Source organism: Martelella mediterranea, assembly GCF_021021415.1.
In the GTDB taxonomy this organism is placed as follows: domain Bacteria; phylum Pseudomonadota; class Alphaproteobacteria; order Rhizobiales; family Rhizobiaceae; genus Martelella; species Martelella mediterranea_C.
Window position 1 is genome coordinate 12,798 of sequence record NZ_JAINWJ010000045.1, and the last position, 19,477, is coordinate 32,274.

Genomic DNA, 19,477 nt, shown 5'->3' on the forward strand with positions numbered 1-19,477 from the left:
CCGCATGTGCGCCCGGCCCTTGAAGGACGGGCGGTCTCAACGGGAATGTCTGTGCCGCACCGGTGTCGCGGGGACCAGGGGCCGGCAGGCTGCAGACACGTCATCGAAAACAAGGCCCGCGTTTTTCCGCGAAACCCGGGCGTTTGGCAGAGAATGAAACGATTGTGAACCTTTCCAAGCTAATAAAACCGGCATTGCTGCTGCCGCTTGTGCTCGCTCTTTCGGGCTGTCAGCTGATCCTTCTCGACCCCGCAGGCTGGGTCGCCAATGAAGAGCGCGACCTGCTGATCGCCTCCACCGTGCTGATGATGGTCATCATCGTTCCGGTGCTGGTCATGGCGGTCTACATTCCGTGGCGCTATCGCGATTCGCGCAAGGCCACGGATGATTACGATCCGGAATTCGAGCATTCCAACCTGTTCGAGGCCTTCATCTGGGGCGTTCCGGTGATGATCATCATCGCGCTCGGCGCGCTGACCTGGGTCTATACCCACCGTCTCGACCCCTACAAGCCGCTCGACCATATCGCCGGCGAACCGCTGGAGATCGAGGCGGTCTCGCTCGACTGGAAGTGGCTGTTCATCTATCCGGAAGAAAACATCGCCGTGGTCAACCAGCTCGTGTTGCCGACCGACAGGGCGGTGAACCTGCGGCTGACCTCATCATCGGTGATGAACACGTTTTCGGTCCCCGCGCTCGCCGGCATGATCTACACCATGGCCGGCATGGAGACCAAGCTGCATCTGGTGGCTGACGACGCCGGCAAATATTACGGCCGCTCGGCCAATTATTCCGGTCCCGGCTATGCCCATATGGATTTCGAGACCTTCGCCGTATCCGAGGACGAGTTCGACAACTGGGTGAGCACGGTCAAGACCTCCGGTTCCGAACTTACGGTCGATGCCTACCAGACGCTGGCGAAACCGACCGTTGCCGACAGCGTGTCCTATTACAACGGCGTCGCCGACAACCTGTTCGACAAGATCGTCGGCCTGTGCGTCGAGCCGGGCAAGGTCTGCATCGGCGACATGATGATGCAGGACATGATGGGCGGCGGCGGACTGAAGGGGATCGAAACCAAGGATTCCTATGTCTATGACGAATTCGCGCCCGGCGAGGGCTTCGACCAGCACGCCTTCGAAGAGACGCTCCACGCCAATCCGGACGAGCCGACCAAGGGCCCGGTCAACGTCAAGAACCCTGACCAGACGGTCACAAACCTGGCCGGCGGCGACAATGCGCCGAACGCATCCGAATCCGCGAGGCAGTAATGAGATCTGATTTCTGGAACTTCATTTTCGGCAAGCTCACCTGGGCCGACATTCCCTATAATGTCCTGATCCTGGATGTGACCTTCGCCGCCGTGGTGATTGCCTTTCTGACGGTATTCGGCCTGATCACCTACCATCGCAAATGGGGCTATCTGTGGAGCGAGTGGTTCACCTCGGTCGACCACAAGAAGATCGGCGTGATGTATATCGTGCTGGCGCTGGTCATGCTGTTCCGCGGCTTCACCGACGCCTTCATGATGCGCACCCAGCAGGCGATTGCCGCCGGCGGCGCGCAGGGCTATCTGCCGCCGCACCATTTCGACCAGATCTTCACCGCCCACGGCACGGTCATGATCTTCTTCTTCGCCATGGCCTTCCTGGTCGGCGTGATGAATATCGCGATGCCGCTGCAGATCGGCGCGCGCGACGTCGCCTTCCCGTGGCTCAATAACTTCTCGTTCTGGATGACAGTTTCGGGCGCCATCCTGCTCAACGTGTCGCTGTTCATCGGCCTTCTCGGTCGCACCGGCTGGCTCGCCATGCCGCCGCTTTCGGGGATCGCATACTCGCCCGATGTGGGGGTCGACTATTACATATGGTCGCTACAGATAGCGGGGATAGGAACGACGCTATCGGGCGTCAACATGGTCGCGACCATCCTGAAGATGCGCGCGCCGGGCATGACGATGATGCGCATGCCGGTGTTCGCCTGGACCACGCTTGCCGCCAACGTGCTGATCGTCGCCGCCTTCCCGGTGCTGACGGCAACGCTCGCCATGCTGGCGCTTGACCGCTATCTCGGCATGCACTTCTTCACCAACGACATGGGCGGCAATCCCATGATGTATGTGAACCTGATCTGGATCTGGGGCCATCCGGAAGTCTATATCCTGATCCTGCCCTGTTTCGGCATCTTCTCCGAAGTGGTCGCGACCTTCTCGGGCAAGCCGCTGTTCGGCTACCGCACCATGGTCTACGCCACGGCCTGCATTCTGGTTCTGTCCTTCGTCGTCTGGCTGCACCACTTCTTCACCATGGGTTCCGGCGCCAGCGTGAACACCTTCTTTGGCATTTCGACGATGATCATCGCGGTGCCGACGGGGGCGAAGATCTTCAACTGGCTGTTCACCATGTATCGCGGGCGGATCCGGTTCGAGACCCCGATGTACTGGACGGTGGGCTTCCTGATCACCTTCACCATCGGCGGCATGACCGGCGTGATGCTGGCGGTTCCGCCGGCGGATTTCCAGCTCCACAACTCGCTGTTCCTGATTGCCCACTTCCACAACGTCATCATCGGCGGCGTGGTCTTCGGGCTGATGGCGGGCTACCAGTACTGGTGGCCGAAAGTGTTCGGCTTCAAGCTCGACGACAAATGGGGCCGCCGCTCGTTCTGGTTCTGGTGCATCGGCTTCTACGTCGCCTTCATGCCGCTCTACGTGCTCGGCCTGATGGGCGTCACCCGCCGGCTGCAGAGCTACACCGATGCCGGCTGGCAGATTTACTTCATCATCGCCTGCATCGGCATGCTGCTGATCGGCTGCGGCATCGCCTCCACCGTGATCCAGCTCGTCGTATCCATCAAGAACCGCGATGCGCTGAAATGTGGTCCCGATCCGTGGAACGGCCGTACGCTGGAATGGGCGACCACGTCTCCGGTTGCGCCCTACAACTTCCCTGCCGATTTCGTGGTGACCGGTCGTGATGCCTGGTGGCGGATGAAGAAGGAAGGCTTCCAGTGGCCGACGGAGTACAAGCCGATCCACATGCCGAAGAATACCTGGGCCGGTATCGTGCCCGCCTTCTTCTGCCTCGCGCTCGGCTTCGCGCTGGTCTGGCACATGTGGTGGCTGGTGGTGCTGAGCTTCGTGCTGGCTGTCGGCTCGATCATCTACCATACCTTCGATTTCGACCGTGATTACTACATTCCGGCCGAACAGGTCGCCCGCGACCAGGAAAAGGCCAAGGAGGCACTTGTATGACGACGATCGCTGATACGGGCGCCGATACGAGCGCGCATCACGACGACCACGCCCATCACGATAGTCCGACGCAGCTTGGCTTCTGGATCTACCTGATGAGCGACTGCCTGATCTTCGGCACGTTGTTCGCGACCTATGCCGTGCTCGGCCGCTCCTATGCGGGCGGGCCGGCGCCGAACGATCTGTTCCATCTGTGGTTCGCGCTGGTGGAAACGGCGCTGCTGTTGTTCTCCTCGGTCACTTTCGGCATGGGCATGCTGCGCATGGACAAGGGCGACAAGGCCGGCGTGATGAAGTGGCTGATCGTCGCTGGCCTGTTTGCCGTCGGCTTTCTGGCGATGGAAGTCTACGAGTTCCACGACCTGATTTCCGAAGGCGCGACGCCGGACCGTTCGGCCTTCCTGTCGGCCTATTTCACGCTGGTCGGCACCCACGGCCTGCATGTGACCTTCGGCACGATCTGGCTGATCGTCCTGCTTTTCCAGGTTTCGAAGCGTGGCTTGAACGAGCCGATGCGCCGCCGCGTCTCAACGCTTTCGATGTTCTGGCACTTCCTCGACCTGATCTGGATCGGCGTCTTTTCGCTGGTCTATCTTACCGGAGCGATCCTATGAGCAGCGCTGAACACACTTCCCACGGCCATGGCAGCTTCAAGGGGCTGATGACCGGCTTCGTGCTGGCGGCGGTGCTGACCATCATTCCCTTCGGGCTGGTGATGGCGGACGCAATCTCCAGCAAGGCCTTCCTGCTGACGGTGGTGATGATCTGCGCCGCGGCCCAGATTCTGGTGCATCTGCGCTATTTCCTGCTGCTCAGCACCAATCAGGAACAGGGCTGGACCATGGCGTCCTCGCTGCTGGCGCTGATCCTGCTTCTGATCGTGCTGGCTGGCTCGCTCTGGGTCATGCACAACATGAACAAATACATGATGCCGCTGCCGGAAAGCGGGTTCACCTATCTCGACGACGGCACCATCGTCTGCGCCACGCCCGAGATTGCCCAGCAATTGCGCGATGCCGGCGTCACCGGCAATATCATCGTGCAGGGCCAGCAGTAACCGGCTTTTCAAGCCTCTTTCCGGCCCCGCCAAAGGGGCCGGACGGATCGCCCGGTCCGCAGTTGAAGCCGACATGCTTTGTCAGCGCTCCCGGCCTCCGGCGCGCGAAAGGTTTTCCCGCTCATGGCTTCGATCTCTCGAAAAAAACTGGTTCTGATCGCCGTTATCGCCGCAATCCTGTTTGCCGGCTTCACGGCGCTCGGCATCTGGCAGGTCTATCGCCTGCAATGGAAGCGCGATCTGATCGCCGCCGTCGATGCCCGCGTTGAGGCGCCGGCGGTGCCCGCGCCGGGGGTAGGCGAGACGGTGACGCGCGAAGACGATGCCTATCGCCATGTCAGCGTCACCGGGCGCTATATCGAGGCGGCGCAGACGCTGATCTACTATCCGACCCAGCTCGGCGCCGGCTATTTCGTAATGACGCCGCTTCTGCGCGATGACGGCAGCTATGTGCTGATCAATCGCGGTTTTGTGCCGGAGGGCAGGCAGGACAATCCCGCCAATTATCGCGCCCCCGAGGGCGAGGTCACGGTCGCGGGGTTGCTGCGCATGTCGGAGAGCATGGGCTGGCTGTTTTCACGCTCCAACGATCCGGCCGATGGCAAATGGTATCGCCGCGATGTCGCCTCGATCATGGGCACCCGCGGCCTGGTGCCGTTCGCGCCCTATTTCATCGATGCCGAAGCGAGCGGCCCGACGGGCAAGCTGCCGATCGGCGGCCTGACCGTGGTCTCGTTCCGCAATGCACATCTGAGCTATGCGCTGACATGGTTTGCGATGGCGCTCGGCACGCTCGGGCTCTATGTCTTCGTGCTGCGCTATGAACGGCGACCATCGTCGCCCGACGACGAATAGGGCTGGCTTCTCAAAGGCTTGTCCTGTGGCCGTGTTCTTGCCGGCCTGAAGTTTCGGTCATCCCCTGCTTTTTTGTCCCCTGTGGAAAGCGCGAAAGAAATCCCGCGTGCATGACGGTTCAACTCTCGGTTGGTAGCCGTTGCCGGTGGCGAGGGGTCATCTTCACGGTCATCGGCAATTTCCCAAGACCGATTCGCCGGGCCGGCACATGCTGCATCAGCACTGTTCGCCCGTTCCGGCCTGTATTTTTTCCCTGTCACAATGCGTTAACCCTGAATGTGGAAAACAGGTCCACGAAACACTATATATGGTTGGTTCAGGCATTCCAGTTCGCAGATATTGTGTTATGGTGAGTCTATCGAATCAATGCTGACACGTCAGCGGCGTCCGGTTCTCAGGTTTTTTGAGTCTCCATAGGCATATGTCGGATTGGTGTTCCTCGTGGACAGCGCGATTTCTGCCGGCTTCCGGAGAGCCAAAATGCCAGTCCGGTCAATGTGTTCGAGATGTCTGTTGAGAAATGGCGGCGGCGGCCGTTTGCAACCGCCGACGTTTTGATCAGGCGGAAGCCGGCCATGGGTCCGGGACGAGGCTATGCCGTGTTGGTTGCCAGCCTCGCCAGATGCGCGGGAAGCGCCGAGGGTTCGCCCGGCGGCGCTTTTTGAAGAAAATGATTATGCGAGGATAACGATGAAGATCACTGTCTATTCCAAACCGGCTTGCGTGCAGTGCAATGCAACGACCCGCGCGCTGGAGCGCAAGGGCCTCGACTATGAAGTGGTTGATGTGTCGGTGGACAACGATGCCTATGATCAGGTCGTTGGCATGGGCTATCGGCAGGTCCCGGTCGTCGTCGCTGGCGAACAGCACTGGTCGGGCTTCCGTCCGGACATGATCGGCGCACTTGCCTGACCATGAATGCCGCCGGCTGATAAGCCGGCGAAGCCTGAAGAAGGCGTTGCGCCGCATCCATGCGGCGGGCGCCTGAGCGATCAGACGGCGCGTCAGACGGGCGCGCCGTGTTGGTGAAGAGGATAAGAGGATGACGGGCATGCTCGTCTATTATTCCAGCGCTACGGGCAACACCCATCGTTTCGTGACCAAGACAGGCCTTCCGGCAAAGCGTCTCGGCCCTCAGGGCGACACGAAAAAGGTGGACGAGCCCTATGTGCTGGTCGTTCCCACCTATGCCGGCGGGGACGGCAGGGGAGCGGTGCCGAAACCGGTCATCCAGTTCCTCAACGATCCGGAGAACAGGGCGCTGGTTCGCGGCGTCATCGCCTCCGGAAACACGAATTTCGGAAATACATACGGCATTGCCGGCGATATCATCGCGGCAAAATGCAAGATACCGTACCTCTATCGTTTCGAGCTTCTCGGCACGGAAGAGGATGTCAACAACGTCAGACAGGGGCTGGAAGAGTTTTGGAAACGGCAGAATTGAGGATGGCCACAAGCGCCGAGGAAGAAACCGTGCAGGGCACCGAGAAGGTCGCGGAAAAGGGCGCCGCCAAGGCGAAGCCCGCGACGCTGGACTATCATGCCCTGAACGCGATGCTCAATCTCTATGACGAGAACGGGCACATCCAGTTCGACAAGGACCGGCTGGCGGCGAAGCAGTATTTCCTGCAGCACGTCAACCAGAACACGGTGTTTTTCCATAATCTTCGGGAAAAGCTCGATTATCTGGTGGACGAGGGCTATTACGAGCAGGAAGTGCTCGACCAGTATTCGTTCAATTTCGTGCGCGATCTCTGGGACCATGCCTTCGACAAGAAGTTCCGGTTCCAGACCTTCCTGGGCGCCTTCAAATATTACACCGCCTATACACTGAAGACGTTTGACGGCAAACGCTATCTGGAGCGCTATGAAGACCGCGTCTGCATGGTCGCGCTCGCGCTTGCCAAGGGCGACGAGGCGCTTGCGACCGCGCTCGTCGATGAAATCATCGCCGGCCGTTTCCAGCCCGCGACCCCGACCTTCCTCAACGCCGGCAAGAAGAGCCGCGGCGAACTGGTCTCCTGCTTCCTGCTACGCATCGAAGACAATATGGAGAGTATCGGTCGCTCGATCAATTCGGCGTTGCAGCTTTCCAAGCGCGGCGGCGGCGTGGCGCTGTCGCTGACGAATATCCGCGAGCATGGCGCGCCGATCAAGAAGATCGAGAACCAGTCCTCCGGCGTCATCCCGGTGATGAAGCTGCTCGAAGACAGCTTCTCCTATGCCAACCAGCTCGGCGCGCGCCAGGGCGCGGGCGCGGTCTATCTGAACGCCCACCACCCGGACATCATGCGCTTCCTCGACACCAAGCGCGAAAATGCGGACGAGAAGATTCGCATCAAGACGCTGTCGCTCGGCGTGGTGATCCCCGACATCACCTTCGAACTCGCCAAGAACAACGAGGACATGTATCTGTTCTCGCCCTATGACGTCGAGCGCGTCTACGGCAAGGCGATGACCGAGGTCTCGATCACCGAGCATTACCGCGAGATGGTCGACAACCCGGAAATCCGCAAGAAGAAGATCAATGCCCGCGCCTTCTTCCAGACGCTGGCCGAGCTGCAGTTCGAAAGCGGCTATCCCTATATCCTGTTCGAGGATACCGCCAACCGCGCCAACCCGGTCGCCGGCCGGATCTCGATGAGCAATCTCTGCTCGGAAATCCTGCAGGTCTCGGAAGCCAGCGAATTCGACGAGGACCTGTCCTACAAGCATATGGGCAAGGACATTTCCTGCAATCTCGGCTCGATGAACATCGCCATGGCGATGGATTCGGCTGATTTCGGCCGCACCGTCGATACCGCGATCCGCGCGCTGACGGCCGTGTCCGACATGAGCCACATCTCCTCCGTCCCGTCCGTCGAGAAGGGCAATGACGAGAGCCACGCGATCGGCCTTGGCCAGATGAACCTGCACGGCTATCTCGCCCGCGAGCGCATCTTCTACGGCTCGGAAGAAGGCGTCGACTTCACCAACATGTATTTCTATGCCGTGACCTATCACGCGCTGAAGGCCTCGAACCGCATCGCCGTCGAGCGCGGCGTTTCCTTCGCGGATTTCGAAAAGTCGAAATATGCCAGCGGCGAATATTTCGACAAATATACGGAAGCTGAATGGGCGCCGGCGACCGAGCGCGTGCGCGACCTGTTCGAAAAGGCCGGGATCGACCTGCCGACGCAGGAAGACTGGCTTGAGCTGAAGGACGCGGTGATGAAGGGCGGTCTCTATAACCGCAATCTCCAGGCCGTGCCGCCGACGGGTTCGATCTCCTACATCAACAATGCCACCGCCTCGATCCATCCGATCGTCTCCAAGATCGAGATCCGCAAGGAAGGCAAGATCGGCCGCGTCTATTATCCGGCGCCGTTCATGGACAATGACAATCTGGAATATTACCAGGACGCCTATGAAATCGGGCCGGAGAAGATCATCGACACCTATGCGGCGGCGACCCAGCATGTCGACCAGGGCCTGTCGCTGACGCTGTTCTTCCGCGACACCGCCACCACGCGTGATGTCAACAAGGCGCAGATCTACGCCTGGAAGAAGGGCATCAAGACCATTTACTACATCCGTCTTCGGCAGATGGCGCTTTCGGGCACCGAGGTCGAAGGCTGTGTTTCGTGCAGCCTGTAATGCGCGGGGGAAAAACCATGAACATGCAGACAAAGAAGCCCGCCATCGCCGTGCCGCGCGCGGTCAACTGGAACCGTATCGTCGACGAGAAGGACCTTGAGGTCTGGAACCGTCTGACAGGCAATTTCTGGCTGCCGGAAAAAGTGCCGCTGTCGAACGACATTCCGTCCTGGTCGACGCTCAAGGAAGACGAGCAGAAGCTCACCATCCGCGTTTTCACCGGTCTGACGCTGCTCGACACCATCCAGAACACGGTCGGCGCGATCACGCTGATGCCGGATGCGGTGACCCAGCACGAGGAAGCGGTGCTGACGAACATCGCCTTCATGGAGGCCGTTCACGCACGCTCCTATTCCTCGATCTTCTCCACGCTATGCTCGATGCCGGAAGTGGACGATGCCTATCGCTGGTCGGAGGAAAATGCCTTCCTCCAGGAAAAATCGCAGCTCATCCTGCAGGAATACCGCGCCACCGATCCGCTTCGTAAGAAGGTCGCCAGCGTCTTCCTCGAAAGCTTCCTGTTCTATTCGGGCTTCTATCTGCCGATGTACTGGTCGAGCCGCGCCAAGCTCACCAACACCGCCGACCTGATCCGCCTGATCATCCGCGACGAGGCCGTGCACGGCTATTATATCGGCTACAAGTTCCAGCAGGGACTGAAGAAGGTTTCGGATGCCGAGCGCGAGGCGATCAAGGATTTCACCTTCGGCCTGCTGTTCGAACTCTACGAGATCGAATCCAAATATACCGAACAGCTTTACGATGCGGTCGGGCTCACCGAGGACGTGAAGGCGTTCCTGCATTATAACGCCAATAAGGCGCTGATGAACCTCGGTTACGAGGCGCTGTTCCCGCCGGAAGCCTGCAAGGTCAACCCGGCGATCCTCTCGGCGCTGTCGCCGAACGCCGACGAGAACCACGACTTCTTCTCCGGCTCCGGCTCCTCCTATGTCATCGGCAAGGCGATCGCCACCGAGGACGACGACTGGGATTTCTGATCCCCTTCACCAGAGTCTCGGGTATTTTGCGGCCAGGCGGAGACGCCTGGCCGCGTCAGTTTGACCGGTTCGCCAGCAGCGTGCTGGCCCCTTCCTCAAGACTCGGAACCGCGACGATATAATCGACCTTGTCGGCCTTCCACGCTTTCAGGAACTTGTAATAGTCCTTGAACACCAGGCAGCCATGGGAATCGCCCGGCGTGCGGAGCATGTAGGTGTGGGCGAGAATACCGGTGCGGCCGAGCGGATTGGTGCCGTCGACAGAGGTCATGCGCAGCGCCGGCACGCCGTGAAACAGCGATTCGCGCATGGTCAGCTTGTAGGTCGCCGCCGGCACCGCGCCGGCCATCTTGACATGGGTGCCGTTCGGGTTGTCGCGATACTTGCCCTTGCCGGAATGGGCTTCCATCACCTCGCCGTCCGGCATGTAGACCTTGGCAGCGGAGATGTCATAGACGGCGACCTTCTTGGTGCGGCCGGGAACCTCGCCCATGATTTCGTCGAGATCGTCGTGACCGAAATCGGCATAGGCAAGCTGCATGCCTGCGGGCCGTTTGGCGGGCACCGGCACTTCACCCGGCGAGAGACGGGATGAATCGGCCCCCTGGAGCACCAGTTTGAAGGCATCGTCGGCATTGGTGTCGCTGCTCGGGGCGAGTGCCGCAAGCGTGGTGGACGGGGCGGCGGGCGTCGGGACCGCCACCGCTTTCGGCTGAAGCTCCGGCGGAACCCCGGCAAGCGCGATTTCGGAACCGGCATTATCGGCGATCTGGCGGCCGACAAGGCCGCGCTGGAGATCGGCGAGCGCCATGCGCCCGGCCTGTTCCAGCCGGCCCGCCAGAAGGGCCTGCCTGATATCATCCGGAGCAAGCGCCGGCTTGGCGCGGGCCTGTCCGGTCCTTGCGGCAAGCAGGCGCGCTTCCTTGGCGCTCTGGGCGCGCTCGGGCGCCTTGAACGCCGGGTTGACCGTGAGGCTGATGCCGCGCGAGGAGGCGAATTCGGGCTTGGAGACCGTCGCCGAGATGATCGGCGATGAGGCGATGGTGATGATCGCGCCGCCGGCGATCGCCGCCATGATGCCCGCGAGCGAAAGCCGCAGCAAGCCGTTCCTGCGATCACGCCCGGGGCGGGATTTCGAATTCTTGATCGACGTCACGAAACACACTTCCTACGCAAAACTCAAAGACGGTGTGACAGGTGCCAGTCGGAAAAATACTGCGCGCAGGGTAAATTTTTCCTTACGACCTGCGCGGACGATCAGAGACTGGCGGGTGTCACAACGGCCTGAACAGGCGGAGGCGCCTTTGGCTGCCGGGTTTTTGCGAACGGAAAAAAAGTTGTGTGGCGGCATGCGGGCTTGGTCCTCTAACACTGGATTTGGCCTTCTTGGTATTGGGTCATTTGACCTTTACGTTTGCGTCACTGGGCTCAAGGAGCGCCTAGAACCCAAAATGGGAGAAAATGCGGCCACGCCAGATAAAGCCCGAAAATGCGGCAGGCTTGAGGACGGTGCAGTTGCGGCGGTCTTTTTAGCCAACACTTGCGGAAGCCGCGGGAATGCTGTCAAAGTCGCCTTTTCGATGATGGAAGGACAGTCGGTTTTGCGGGAGCGGGTGCATCGCTTCGGTCGCGGGGCAGGCGTGTCCGGATTTCTTTGATGAGGCTCTTTTGATCGAACATTTTCATCTTGTGGCGACAATGGCGATTATCGTCGGGACGATCGGTCTCTATTCCCTTGACCGGTTCCCGATCGAGGCGGTGTCGCTCGCCGCGCTCGGCATGCTGCTGGTGCTGTTCGGCGCGTTTCCCTTCACGATGGAAGGCGGAAAGCCGCTGCCGATCGAGGATATGCTCGCCGGCTTCTCTTCGCCGGCGCTGGTCACGGTGCTGGCCCTCCTGATCGTCGGCCAGGGCCTGTTTGCGACCGACGCGCTGGAGGGCGTGACCAACCGGATCGGGCAGTTCTACGGCGCCAATCCGCGCATGCTGATCATCGTGATCCTGGCGACCTGCGGCATCACCTCGGCCTTTTTGAACAACACGCCGGTCGTCGTGATCTTCATCCCCGTACTGGCCTCGCTTGCCGCGCGGTTCCGCCTGCCGCCCTACCAGATATTCATGCCGCTCTCCTTCATCACCATTCTGGGCGGCATGACCACGATGATCGGTTCCTCGACCAACCTGATCGCGGCCGGCATCGCCAGTCGCGAGGGCGTCAATCTCGGCTTCTTCGACATCACCGGCATGGGCGTCATTCTCGCCGGCGCCGGCGCTGTCTATGTGCTGTTCGTCATGCCGCGGATCTTCACCCGGGAGCGGTCGCAAAAGCGCTTCGAACAGGAGAGCGCCGGCACCCAGTTTCTCGGCGAGGTGGTTCTGCTTGGCGAAAGCCGCTATGTCGGGGAACGCGCCCGCTCGGGCTTCTTTCCCGTGCTGACGCCGATGTCGCTGCATGCGCTGGTCCGTGGCGAGACGGTGCTGCTGCCGCCCTACGATGACGGCCTGACGCTGCAGCCGGGCGACCGGCTGCAGATGACGGGCACCCGCAAGGGGTTCATGGATCTGCTGGCCAAGGGCGAGATCAGCCTTACGGCGCCGCCGGATGGAACCGTACCATCGGCGGAACGGCGGGTCGGCGCGCATTATCATCTGGCCGAAGCGGTGATCACGCCCGGCTCGCTATTCGAGGGGCGCACGGTGCGCTTCAGCGGCATTCAGCAGCGCTTCAACATCACCATATTCGGCGTCCGCCGCAAGAGCCGGATGGCGCGGACGCCGTTCTCGCAACTGCGTTTCGAGGCGGGCGATACGCTGCTGATCGGCGGTCGCGAGGACGATCTGCGCGCCATGCGCGGCAATCACGATATCCTGCTGCTCGAGCATTCCGCCGAAAGCGTGCCGCCGCGCGACAAGGCGCTGCTGGCGAGCGGCATCTTCGCGGCGATCGTCATTCTCTCGGCCACCGGTCTCACGCCGATGGTGGTCAATGCCGTTACCGGCGCGCTTCTGATGATCCTGTTCGGCTGCCTGACGCTGCAACAGGCCGCGCGCGCCTTCGACCGCCAGATATACCTGCTCGTCGGCGCTTCTATTGCTATGGCCACCGCGCTTCAGGCGACCGGCGGCGCGCAACTGATCGCGGAGGGCATCGTCGCGCTTGCCGGGGGCTCATCGGCCTGGCTGATGATCGTGCTGCTGTTCGTCGGCGTCTCGATCCTCACCAATGTGCTCTCCAACAACGCGGCGGTCGCATTGTTCATTCCGATCGGCCTCAGCATGGCGCGGCAGATCGGCGCGCCGCCGGAGGCCTTTGCCGCAGCCGTGATCTATGCCGCCAACTGCTCGTTCGCGACCCCGATCGGCTACCAGACCAATCTCATGGTCATGGGGCCGGGCCATTACGGTTTCGGCGATTTCATCCGCGCCGGCGTGCCCTTGATCGTGCTGCTCGCCGTGGTTTTCGCGCTGACGGCGCCCTGGTATTACGGGCTGTGAACCCTCAGTTCATGCTGGTCCAGTTCGCCGATTTGCAGATCAGCTTACCGAGGATACAGCCGCGCGTCTCCATCGCCGCGCCATCGAGCGAGATCTCCATCGAATAGGTCAGGCCGCGCCGCACATCGCGGGCCTGGCCCTCGTAGCGCGACGGCCCGACCGGGTCGACATCCATGACCAGCGTGTCGCCGACGCGTTCGTTGCGCGTGCCCGGCCTGACCCAGACATTGGTGGCGCAAAGGTCGTTGCCGCACTGCTCGACCAGAACCCGCGCCTTGCCATCGCCGCGCGCCCACACGCCGGCAAGGTCGGAGGCTTCGGCAAGCCCGGGCGCGGCCGCCAGCGGAAGCGCAAGCAAAAATGAGTTTCTCCGGTTCATCCCTGTCTCCTCTCACGGTTTTGCGCGCGACCGGCAAAGGCGGGCTTTTGCGCGGCGCGCATCAACAACAACCAGACAAGGGGAATTACGGGAGAAAATGCCTGCCGGTTCGTTCGGCGGCGTTTTTATTGTCGGGCACGCCACCGGAACCCGGACCCGGATGGGGCGGCCAGCCGATCGAGATTGGATTGATGCCGGCTCTTGCGTCCGCACTCACCGTTTCGGGCTGTGATCGAAGCCGGCGGTGCGGCACCAGCCTTCGAGAGCCTCGCCGATAGCCGCCTGCGGCGGGCCGTTGCGGTCGAAACCCCACCAGATGATCGCGCCCTGCCACAGGTTCGCCATCTGCCGGCCCAGCGACGGATTATCGCCGAGCCGGCGCGAAAGCGCGGCTGCAAGCCGCTCGCCCCAGGCGCTACCGCGTGCCCTCAGCGCCGAGTTGCGCATGTCCTCGCGCAGAAGCGGCAAGCCGCCATCAAGACCGTGTTCGGCATCGGGCGTGAGATGCAGAAGCAGGTCGACCGCGCCGCGCGGCGAGACCGGAAAGGCGGCATCGGCGGCTTCGGTTGCCTCATCAAGCCGGTCCCAGGCAAACATCAGGATGGCCTCGACCATCGCCGCGCGGTCGCCGAACCGCTGTACCAGGGTCGGCGCGGAAAGGCCGCTGTGCGCGGCGGCTTTGGCGAAGGTCAGGTTGTCCGGACCGGTCTCGGCGATGGCGTCGAGCAGTATGGCGAGAAGGGCCGGTTCGGAAATTGACTTGTTTCTGGGCATGAGGCGTTTATAAATGAATATTCATTTATAAACAAGGAGCGCTTATGGCAAAGATTGTGGGTTATATCGCAACCAGCCTCGACGGGTTCATTGCCGGACCGGACGACACTCTCGATTGGCTGTTCCGCTATGACGGGCTCGATCTCGGCGAACACGATTACAATCTCTTTCTGGAGCGGATCGGCACCCTTGTGATGGGGCGGGGAACCTATGACTTTCTGGACCGTATGGAAGGTCCCTGGCCCTATGAGGGCAAGCGGGCGCTGGTCGTGACGTCACGCCCCATCGACCGCCCGAAGGGGGCAATCGAGACGAGGACGGACGTCGACAGCCTGATCGCGGAATTGCGCGCGCTCGACGATGGCGACGTCTGGATGCTCGGCGGCGGAAAACTGCAGATGGCGTTCATGGAGCGCGGCGCGCTCGACGAGATCGAGATCTATGTCATGCCGGAACTGATCGGCGGCGGAGCGCCGCTGTTTCCGGCGACGGGGTTTGCGGCGCAACCGCGCCTGCTGAGCGTCAAGGCGCTCGACCGGGGCTGCGTCCGGCTGCATTACGCGTTCCCTCAGGCCTCCGCCGTCCGGTAGTCGAGCCCGATATCGAGCACGGGGGCGGAATGGGTCAGCCAGCCGATCGAGATCAGATCGACGCCGGCTTTTGCGACCGCGCCAGCGGTCTCGGGCGTGATGCCGCCCGAGGCCTCGGTGATTGCGCGGCCGGCGACGATCGAAACCGCTTCAGTGAGCGTTTCCGGCGACATGTTGTCGAGCAGCACGGCGTCGACGCCCTCATCCATAGCCTCGCGGAGCTGATCGAGCGTGTCGACTTCGATCTCGATCTTGACCATATGGCCGGCATGGCGCTTGGCGGCCTGAAGCGCGGGACGGATGCCGCCGGCGATCGCGATGTGATTGTCCTTGATCAGCACCGCATCGGCGAGCGAGAAGCGGTGATTGCCGCCGCCGCCGGCCTTCACCGCGTATTTCTCCAGCGCGCGCAGCCCCGGCGTGGTCTTGCGCGTGCATACGATCGCCGCATCGGTGCCCTCGACGGCCGCAACGACCCCGGCGGTGACCGTGGCGATGCCGGAGAGATGGCCGAGGAAATTGAGCGCGGTGCGCTCGCCCGTCAGAAGCCCGCGCGAGGGGCCGGTGACGGTCGCGACGATATCGCCGGATTCGACCTTGTCGCCATCCTCCACATGCCGGGTCATGATGATGGCCGGGTCGACCAGCGCGAAGGCGAGTTCGGCGGCATCGAGGCCGGCGATCACGCCGGGCCTGCGCGCGGCCATCACCACGGTGGAGCGGTGACCGGCCGGGATCACGGCATTGGCGGTGATGTCGCCGGCAAGGCCGAGGTCTTCCTCAAGCGCGCGGCGCACGGCGGGTTCGATGATCAGGCGGGGCAGCATGGCATGGTCCTCAGGCGCTACGGGCAAGCGCGGGGCGCGCGGAAAGCGCGCGGGCATGGGCGAATACGGCGTCGAGCGTCATGGCCCGGCGTCGGCTTTCCGGGTTCTTCTGCGGAAAATCTGTGCGCGCATGGCCGCCGCGCGATTCTTCGCGCATCGCGGCGAACACGGCTATCGAGAGCGCGACGATCGCCGGGTCGGCGTCCGCGCCATCGCTTTCGGCGAGCGGCAGTAGCGCGGCGATCGCCTCGCCAAGGGCGGCGTGATCGCGGGTGACGCCGAGCGCGCCGGAGACGATGCCGCGCATGGTGGCAAGCCCGGAGGCGGCGGGCAGCGCCAGTGCCGGAAGTGCTAGTTCGGGCGCGGGCGGCGCGGCGGCGATATCGGCGGCGGCGGCAAGCCCGGTGACGGCGGCCTCCAGCAGCGAATTGCTCGCCAGCCGGTTGGCGCCGTGAAGCCCGGTCGCAGCGCATTCGCCGACGGCATAAAGACCGCCGACCGAGCTGCGGCCCGAAGCATCCACGGCGATCCCGCCCATGTGATAATGCTCGGCCGGACGCACCGGAATGAGGTCGGTCGCCGGGTCGATGCCGGCGCGGGCGCAGATCGCGAAGATCTCCGGAAAGCGGTTCTTGAAGCGGATGCCAAGCGCGGCCCGCGCATCAAGGAAAACGCGGCCGCCCCGGGCGATCTCGGCGGCGATCGCACGGGCGACGACATCGCGGGGCGCAAGCTCCGCGCCCGGCGTCGCGGCCAGGAAGCGCTCGCCCTTCTCGTTCAGGAGCAAGGCCCCTTCGCCGCGCACCGCCTCGCTGATCAGCGGCAGCGGGCGGATATCGGTTGCGAGCGCCGTCGGGTGGAACTGCACGAATTCCATATCGGCAAGGGCTGCCCCGGCGCGGGCGGCAAGCGCCACGCCCTGGCCGAAATTGCCCGCCGGATTGGTGGATGCGTCATAAAGCCCGCCAATGCCGCCGGTGGCGATCACGATGCGCGCGGCGGCGAGCCGGAACGGTTGGCCATCCTTCACGCCGGCAAGCCCGCAGACCGCCTTGTCGCGCACCAGCAGGCGGCGAACCTCGGTCCCGGAGACGACCGTAATCGAAGGGGTTGCGGCAACGGCCTTCGTCAGCGCCTTGACGATCGCCGCGCCCGTGGCATCGCCGCCGGCATGGATGATGCGCCGGCGGGAATGGGCGGCTTCCAGCCCGAAGGCGAGCCTTCCATCGGGGGCGCGATCGAAGGCGACGCCATGGCGTTCGAGAAAGGCGATCGCCTCGGGCGCGCCCTGCAATATCCGCGCTGCCGCCTCGGCGTCGCAAAGCCCGTCCCCGGCGGCGAGCGTATCGGCGAGATGTAGCTCCGCGCTATCGTCGTCGCCAAGGGCGGCGGCTATGCCGCCCTGCGCCCAGCCGGTGGAGGTCTCCGCGCCGAGCGCGGCCTTGGTCACCAGCGTCACCGGCATAGGCGCAAGCGCGAGCGCCGCCGCCAGCCCGCCGATCCCTGATCCGATGACGGCGATGGTCATACCGCGAGCATCCGCTCGACGGCGCGGCGGGCATCATCGGCGATCGCCGGATCGACGGTGACCTCGTGGCGCATCTCCTGAAGGGCGGTGCGGATATTGCCAAGCGTGATCCGCTTCATATGCGGGCACAGATTGCAGGGCCGGACGAAATTCACGTCCGGATGGTTGACCGCGACATTGTCGCTCATCGAGCATTCGGTCAGAAGCACGACACGGCCGGGCCTGGCGTCGCGGACATAATCCGACATGCCGGCGGTGGAGCCGGAAAAATCGGCCTCGGCCACCACTTCGGGCGGGCATTCCGGGTGGGCGATGATGGTGACGCCCGGCCAGGCCGCGCGCATCTCGCGCACGTCTTCCGCCGTGAACAGCTCGTGCACCTCGCAATGGCCGCGCCAGGCGATCAGTTCGACATCGGTCTCGCGGGCGACGTTGCGGGCGAGATATTCGTCCGGCAGCATCAGCACTTTCGGCACGCCGAGCGATTCCACCACCTTCTTGGCATTGCCCGAGGTGCAGCAGATGTCGGAAGCGGCCTTCACGGCGGCCGACGTGTTGACATAGGTGACCACCGGCGCGCCGGGATGGGCCTGCCGCATCAGCGCGATATCCTCGGGCGTGATCGAATCTGCCAGCGAACAGCCGGCGGCCATGTCGGGGATCAGCACGGTCTTTTCCGGGTTCAGCAGCTTCGCCGTCTCGGCCATGAAGTGGACGCCGGCCAGCACGATCACATCGGCATCGACGCGGGTTGCCTCACGCGCCAGCGCCAGGCTGTCGCCGACGATATCGGCGACGCCGTGGAAGATTTCCGGCGTCTGGTAATTGTGGGCGAGGATGACGGCATTGCGCTCCCGCTTCAGGCGGTGGATCGCCTCGATATCGTCGGAAAAGCTCAGCCATTCCGCCTTGGGAATGACATGGGCGACCCGGTCGTAAAGGCTTTCTGCGGAAAAGGGCGCGTTCATCGGCGATATCTCCTGTGTTCGGCCCGGCGCGGAAGAATCGGGGAAGCCGCGCCGGGCCTGCCAGGGGAGGCGTTGGGGAAACCTCGCGCTGGTCGATTAATACTCAGTATGAGTATATCATGGGCGCAAGCATTACGCCCTTATTGACGGGGAGTCAAGAACGCGCGAGCGGGAGCCTTGAGAGCGTCAGTGCCCGTTCTTCGACGATCGCGTGGCGATAGCGGTAAAGCCTGGCCGGGCGGCCGCCGGCCTTGTCGGAGGTCTGTCCGGTTTCCTCGATCAGGTTCTGCTGGTCGATCTGGCGGCGGAAATTGGGCTTGTGCAGCTTGAGGCCCGCCAGCGCCTCGACGCATTTCTGAAGTTGCAGCAGGGTGAAGCTTTCCGGCATCAGTTCGAAGATCACCGGCCGGTATTTGATCTTGGCGCGCAGCCGCGCGATCGCGGTCGCCAGAATACGGCGGTGATCGGCGGCCATCGGCTTGCCGAACCAGAAGGCCGGCGTCTGTCCGGCCTCGGCGATCAGGCCCGCCTCATACATCAGCTCGAAGCGCTGCAGCACCAGTTCCTCGTTCCAGGCCATGCCCTCCATGCCGAAGGCGAAGCGGATGCGCTGGCGGCGTTCGGCGCGGCCCGGCCGCTCGCTCATCGCCCACTGCATCATCAGCTCGCTGACCTGTTCCAGGATTTCCGGCCGGCCGCCGCGCAGGTCCTCCCACGGAAAATAGGTGTACCAGTCCTTCCACAGCGGCCCGCCGCCGCCGGGCGGCGGCTGTTCGCGCACAAGGCCCAGATAGCTGATCGAGATGGTGCGCTCGCCGTCAAAGCCGCGATCGCGGTCGGCGAAGGTGTAGAGCTGCTCGAGATAGCCGACGGGATGCCCGGTCTGGGCCCTGACCCAGGAATTCAGCCCGCCCTGCAACGTGCGGTGGCCGTTTTCGAACGGGCCGGAGGGAAGGGCAGCACCCATGCGCACGGTCATCACCCGCGGCGCATCATTGGTGAGCGCGGTCAGGACGGCGATCAGTTCGGCATGGACGCGGGCTTCGGTCACGGGCGCTCCGGATGGGTATCGGGGCAGGATATCACCTTATCGAGTATGGCGGTACGTCACGAAATC

At 62.9% G+C, this 19,477-nt stretch carries 19 protein-coding genes; 12 read left to right on the forward strand and 7 right to left on the reverse strand.

The features are described from left to right. Positions 1–164 precede the first annotated feature (164 nt). The 9 genes from cyoA (at position 165) to nrdF (ending at position 9,799) form a co-directional block, all read left to right on the forward strand. On the forward strand, positions 165–1,271 hold the full coding sequence (cyoA, locus tag K7H91_RS20315) for a ubiquinol oxidase subunit II (RefSeq protein ID WP_230722031.1): 1,107 nt from the start codon (positions 165–167) through the stop codon (positions 1,269–1,271). Next, positions 1,271–3,253, forward strand: coding sequence for a cytochrome o ubiquinol oxidase subunit I (gene cyoB, locus K7H91_RS20320; protein ID WP_230722032.1), 1,983 nt, complete (start codon positions 1,271–1,273; stop codon positions 3,251–3,253). Before cyoA ends, cyoB begins: the two co-directional genes overlap by 1 nt. Beyond that, on the forward strand, positions 3,250–3,867 hold the full coding sequence (gene cyoC, locus K7H91_RS20325) for a cytochrome o ubiquinol oxidase subunit III (RefSeq protein ID WP_230722033.1): 618 nt from the start codon (positions 3,250–3,252) through the stop codon (positions 3,865–3,867). The genes cyoB and cyoC overlap by 4 nt, the downstream gene beginning before the upstream one ends. Beyond that, positions 3,864–4,310: a cytochrome o ubiquinol oxidase subunit IV gene (gene cyoD, locus K7H91_RS20330; protein ID WP_230722034.1), complete on the forward strand. Its 447-nt coding sequence runs from the start codon at positions 3,864–3,866 to the stop codon at positions 4,308–4,310. The genes cyoC and cyoD overlap by 4 nt, the downstream gene beginning before the upstream one ends. Positions 4,311–4,433: 123 nt before the next feature. Continuing rightward, the gene (locus tag K7H91_RS20335; RefSeq protein WP_230722035.1) at positions 4,434–5,165 is read left to right on the forward strand and encodes an SURF1 family protein; all 732 of its coding nucleotides are present in this window, start codon (positions 4,434–4,436) and stop codon (positions 5,163–5,165) included. A 690-nt stretch (positions 5,166–5,855) separates the two neighbouring features. Continuing rightward, on the forward strand, positions 5,856–6,077 hold the full coding sequence (nrdH, locus tag K7H91_RS20340) for a glutaredoxin-like protein NrdH (protein WP_018065714.1): 222 nt from the start codon (positions 5,856–5,858) through the stop codon (positions 6,075–6,077). Positions 6,078–6,207: 130 nt separating this feature from the next. Then, positions 6,208–6,609, forward strand: coding sequence for a class Ib ribonucleoside-diphosphate reductase assembly flavoprotein NrdI (nrdI, locus tag K7H91_RS20345; protein ID WP_230722036.1), 402 nt, complete (start codon positions 6,208–6,210; stop codon positions 6,607–6,609). Between the two features lie 2 nt (positions 6,610–6,611). Continuing rightward, complete coding sequence (gene nrdE / locus K7H91_RS20350; protein WP_269066405.1) at positions 6,612–8,801, forward strand: class 1b ribonucleoside-diphosphate reductase subunit alpha; 2,190 nt, start codon at positions 6,612–6,614, stop codon at positions 8,799–8,801. A 17-nt stretch (positions 8,802–8,818) separates the two neighbouring features. After that, positions 8,819–9,799: a class 1b ribonucleoside-diphosphate reductase subunit beta gene (gene nrdF / locus K7H91_RS20355; protein ID WP_230722037.1), complete on the forward strand. Its 981-nt coding sequence runs from the start codon at positions 8,819–8,821 to the stop codon at positions 9,797–9,799. A gap of 55 nt (positions 9,800–9,854) precedes the next feature. Here the strand turns inward: nrdF and K7H91_RS20360 are convergent, their stop codons facing one another. Next, positions 9,855–10,955, reverse strand: a complete 1,101-nt coding sequence (locus tag K7H91_RS20360) for a DUF2778 domain-containing protein (protein WP_230722038.1) — start codon at positions 10,953–10,955, stop codon at positions 9,855–9,857. Between K7H91_RS20360 and K7H91_RS20365 the strand changes: the two genes are divergently transcribed. Both K7H91_RS20365 and K7H91_RS20370 read left to right on the forward strand, forming a co-directional pair. Continuing rightward, the gene (locus tag K7H91_RS20365) at positions 10,942–11,457 is read left to right on the forward strand and encodes a hypothetical protein (protein WP_230722039.1); all 516 of its coding nucleotides are present in this window, start codon (positions 10,942–10,944) and stop codon (positions 11,455–11,457) included. The two genes, K7H91_RS20360 and K7H91_RS20365, sit on opposite strands and share 14 nt — an antisense overlap. Positions 11,458–11,467: 10 nt before the next feature. Further along, positions 11,468–13,294, forward strand: a complete 1,827-nt coding sequence (locus K7H91_RS20370) for an SLC13 family permease (protein WP_230722040.1) — start codon at positions 11,468–11,470, stop codon at positions 13,292–13,294. Between the two features lie 4 nt (positions 13,295–13,298). On the opposite strand, the gene K7H91_RS20375 is transcribed toward K7H91_RS20370, so the two are convergent. Together K7H91_RS20375 and K7H91_RS20380 are read right to left on the reverse strand one after the other, a co-directional pair. Further along, positions 13,299–13,673 (reverse strand): DUF2147 domain-containing protein, encoded by a 375-nt coding sequence (locus K7H91_RS20375; protein WP_230722041.1) that lies wholly within the window; start codon positions 13,671–13,673, stop codon positions 13,299–13,301. 213 nt (positions 13,674–13,886) lie between these two features. Continuing rightward, on the reverse strand, positions 13,887–14,447 hold the full coding sequence (locus tag K7H91_RS20380) for a TetR/AcrR family transcriptional regulator (RefSeq protein WP_230722042.1): 561 nt from the start codon (positions 14,445–14,447) through the stop codon (positions 13,887–13,889). 44 nt (positions 14,448–14,491) lie between these two features. On the opposite strand from K7H91_RS20380, the gene K7H91_RS20385 reads away from it, so the two are divergent. Beyond that, a complete protein-coding gene (locus K7H91_RS20385) occupies positions 14,492–15,037 on the forward strand; it encodes a dihydrofolate reductase family protein (RefSeq protein WP_230722043.1) in 546 nt (181 codons plus the stop codon). Here the strand turns inward: K7H91_RS20385 and nadC are convergent. From nadC to K7H91_RS20405, 4 genes are all read right to left on the reverse strand, one after another. Then, positions 15,016–15,864 (reverse strand): carboxylating nicotinate-nucleotide diphosphorylase, encoded by an 849-nt coding sequence (gene nadC / locus K7H91_RS20390; protein ID WP_230722044.1) that lies wholly within the window; start codon positions 15,862–15,864, stop codon positions 15,016–15,018. The two genes, K7H91_RS20385 and nadC, sit on opposite strands and share 22 nt — an antisense overlap. A 10-nt stretch (positions 15,865–15,874) precedes the next feature. After that, positions 15,875–17,392, reverse strand: a complete 1,518-nt coding sequence (locus K7H91_RS20395; protein ID WP_230722045.1) for an L-aspartate oxidase — start codon at positions 17,390–17,392, stop codon at positions 15,875–15,877. After that, positions 17,389–18,360 carry a quinolinate synthase NadA gene (gene nadA / locus K7H91_RS20400; protein ID WP_230722046.1) on the reverse strand — a complete coding sequence of 324 codons (972 nt, stop codon included), beginning with the start codon at positions 18,358–18,360 and terminating at the stop codon, positions 17,389–17,391. Before nadA ends, K7H91_RS20395 begins: the two co-directional genes overlap by 4 nt. Before the next feature lie 154 nt (positions 18,361–18,514). After that, positions 18,515–19,411: an NUDIX hydrolase gene (locus tag K7H91_RS20405; RefSeq protein ID WP_230722047.1), complete on the reverse strand. Its 897-nt coding sequence runs from the start codon at positions 19,409–19,411 to the stop codon at positions 18,515–18,517. Between the last annotated feature and the right edge of the window lie 66 nt (positions 19,412–19,477).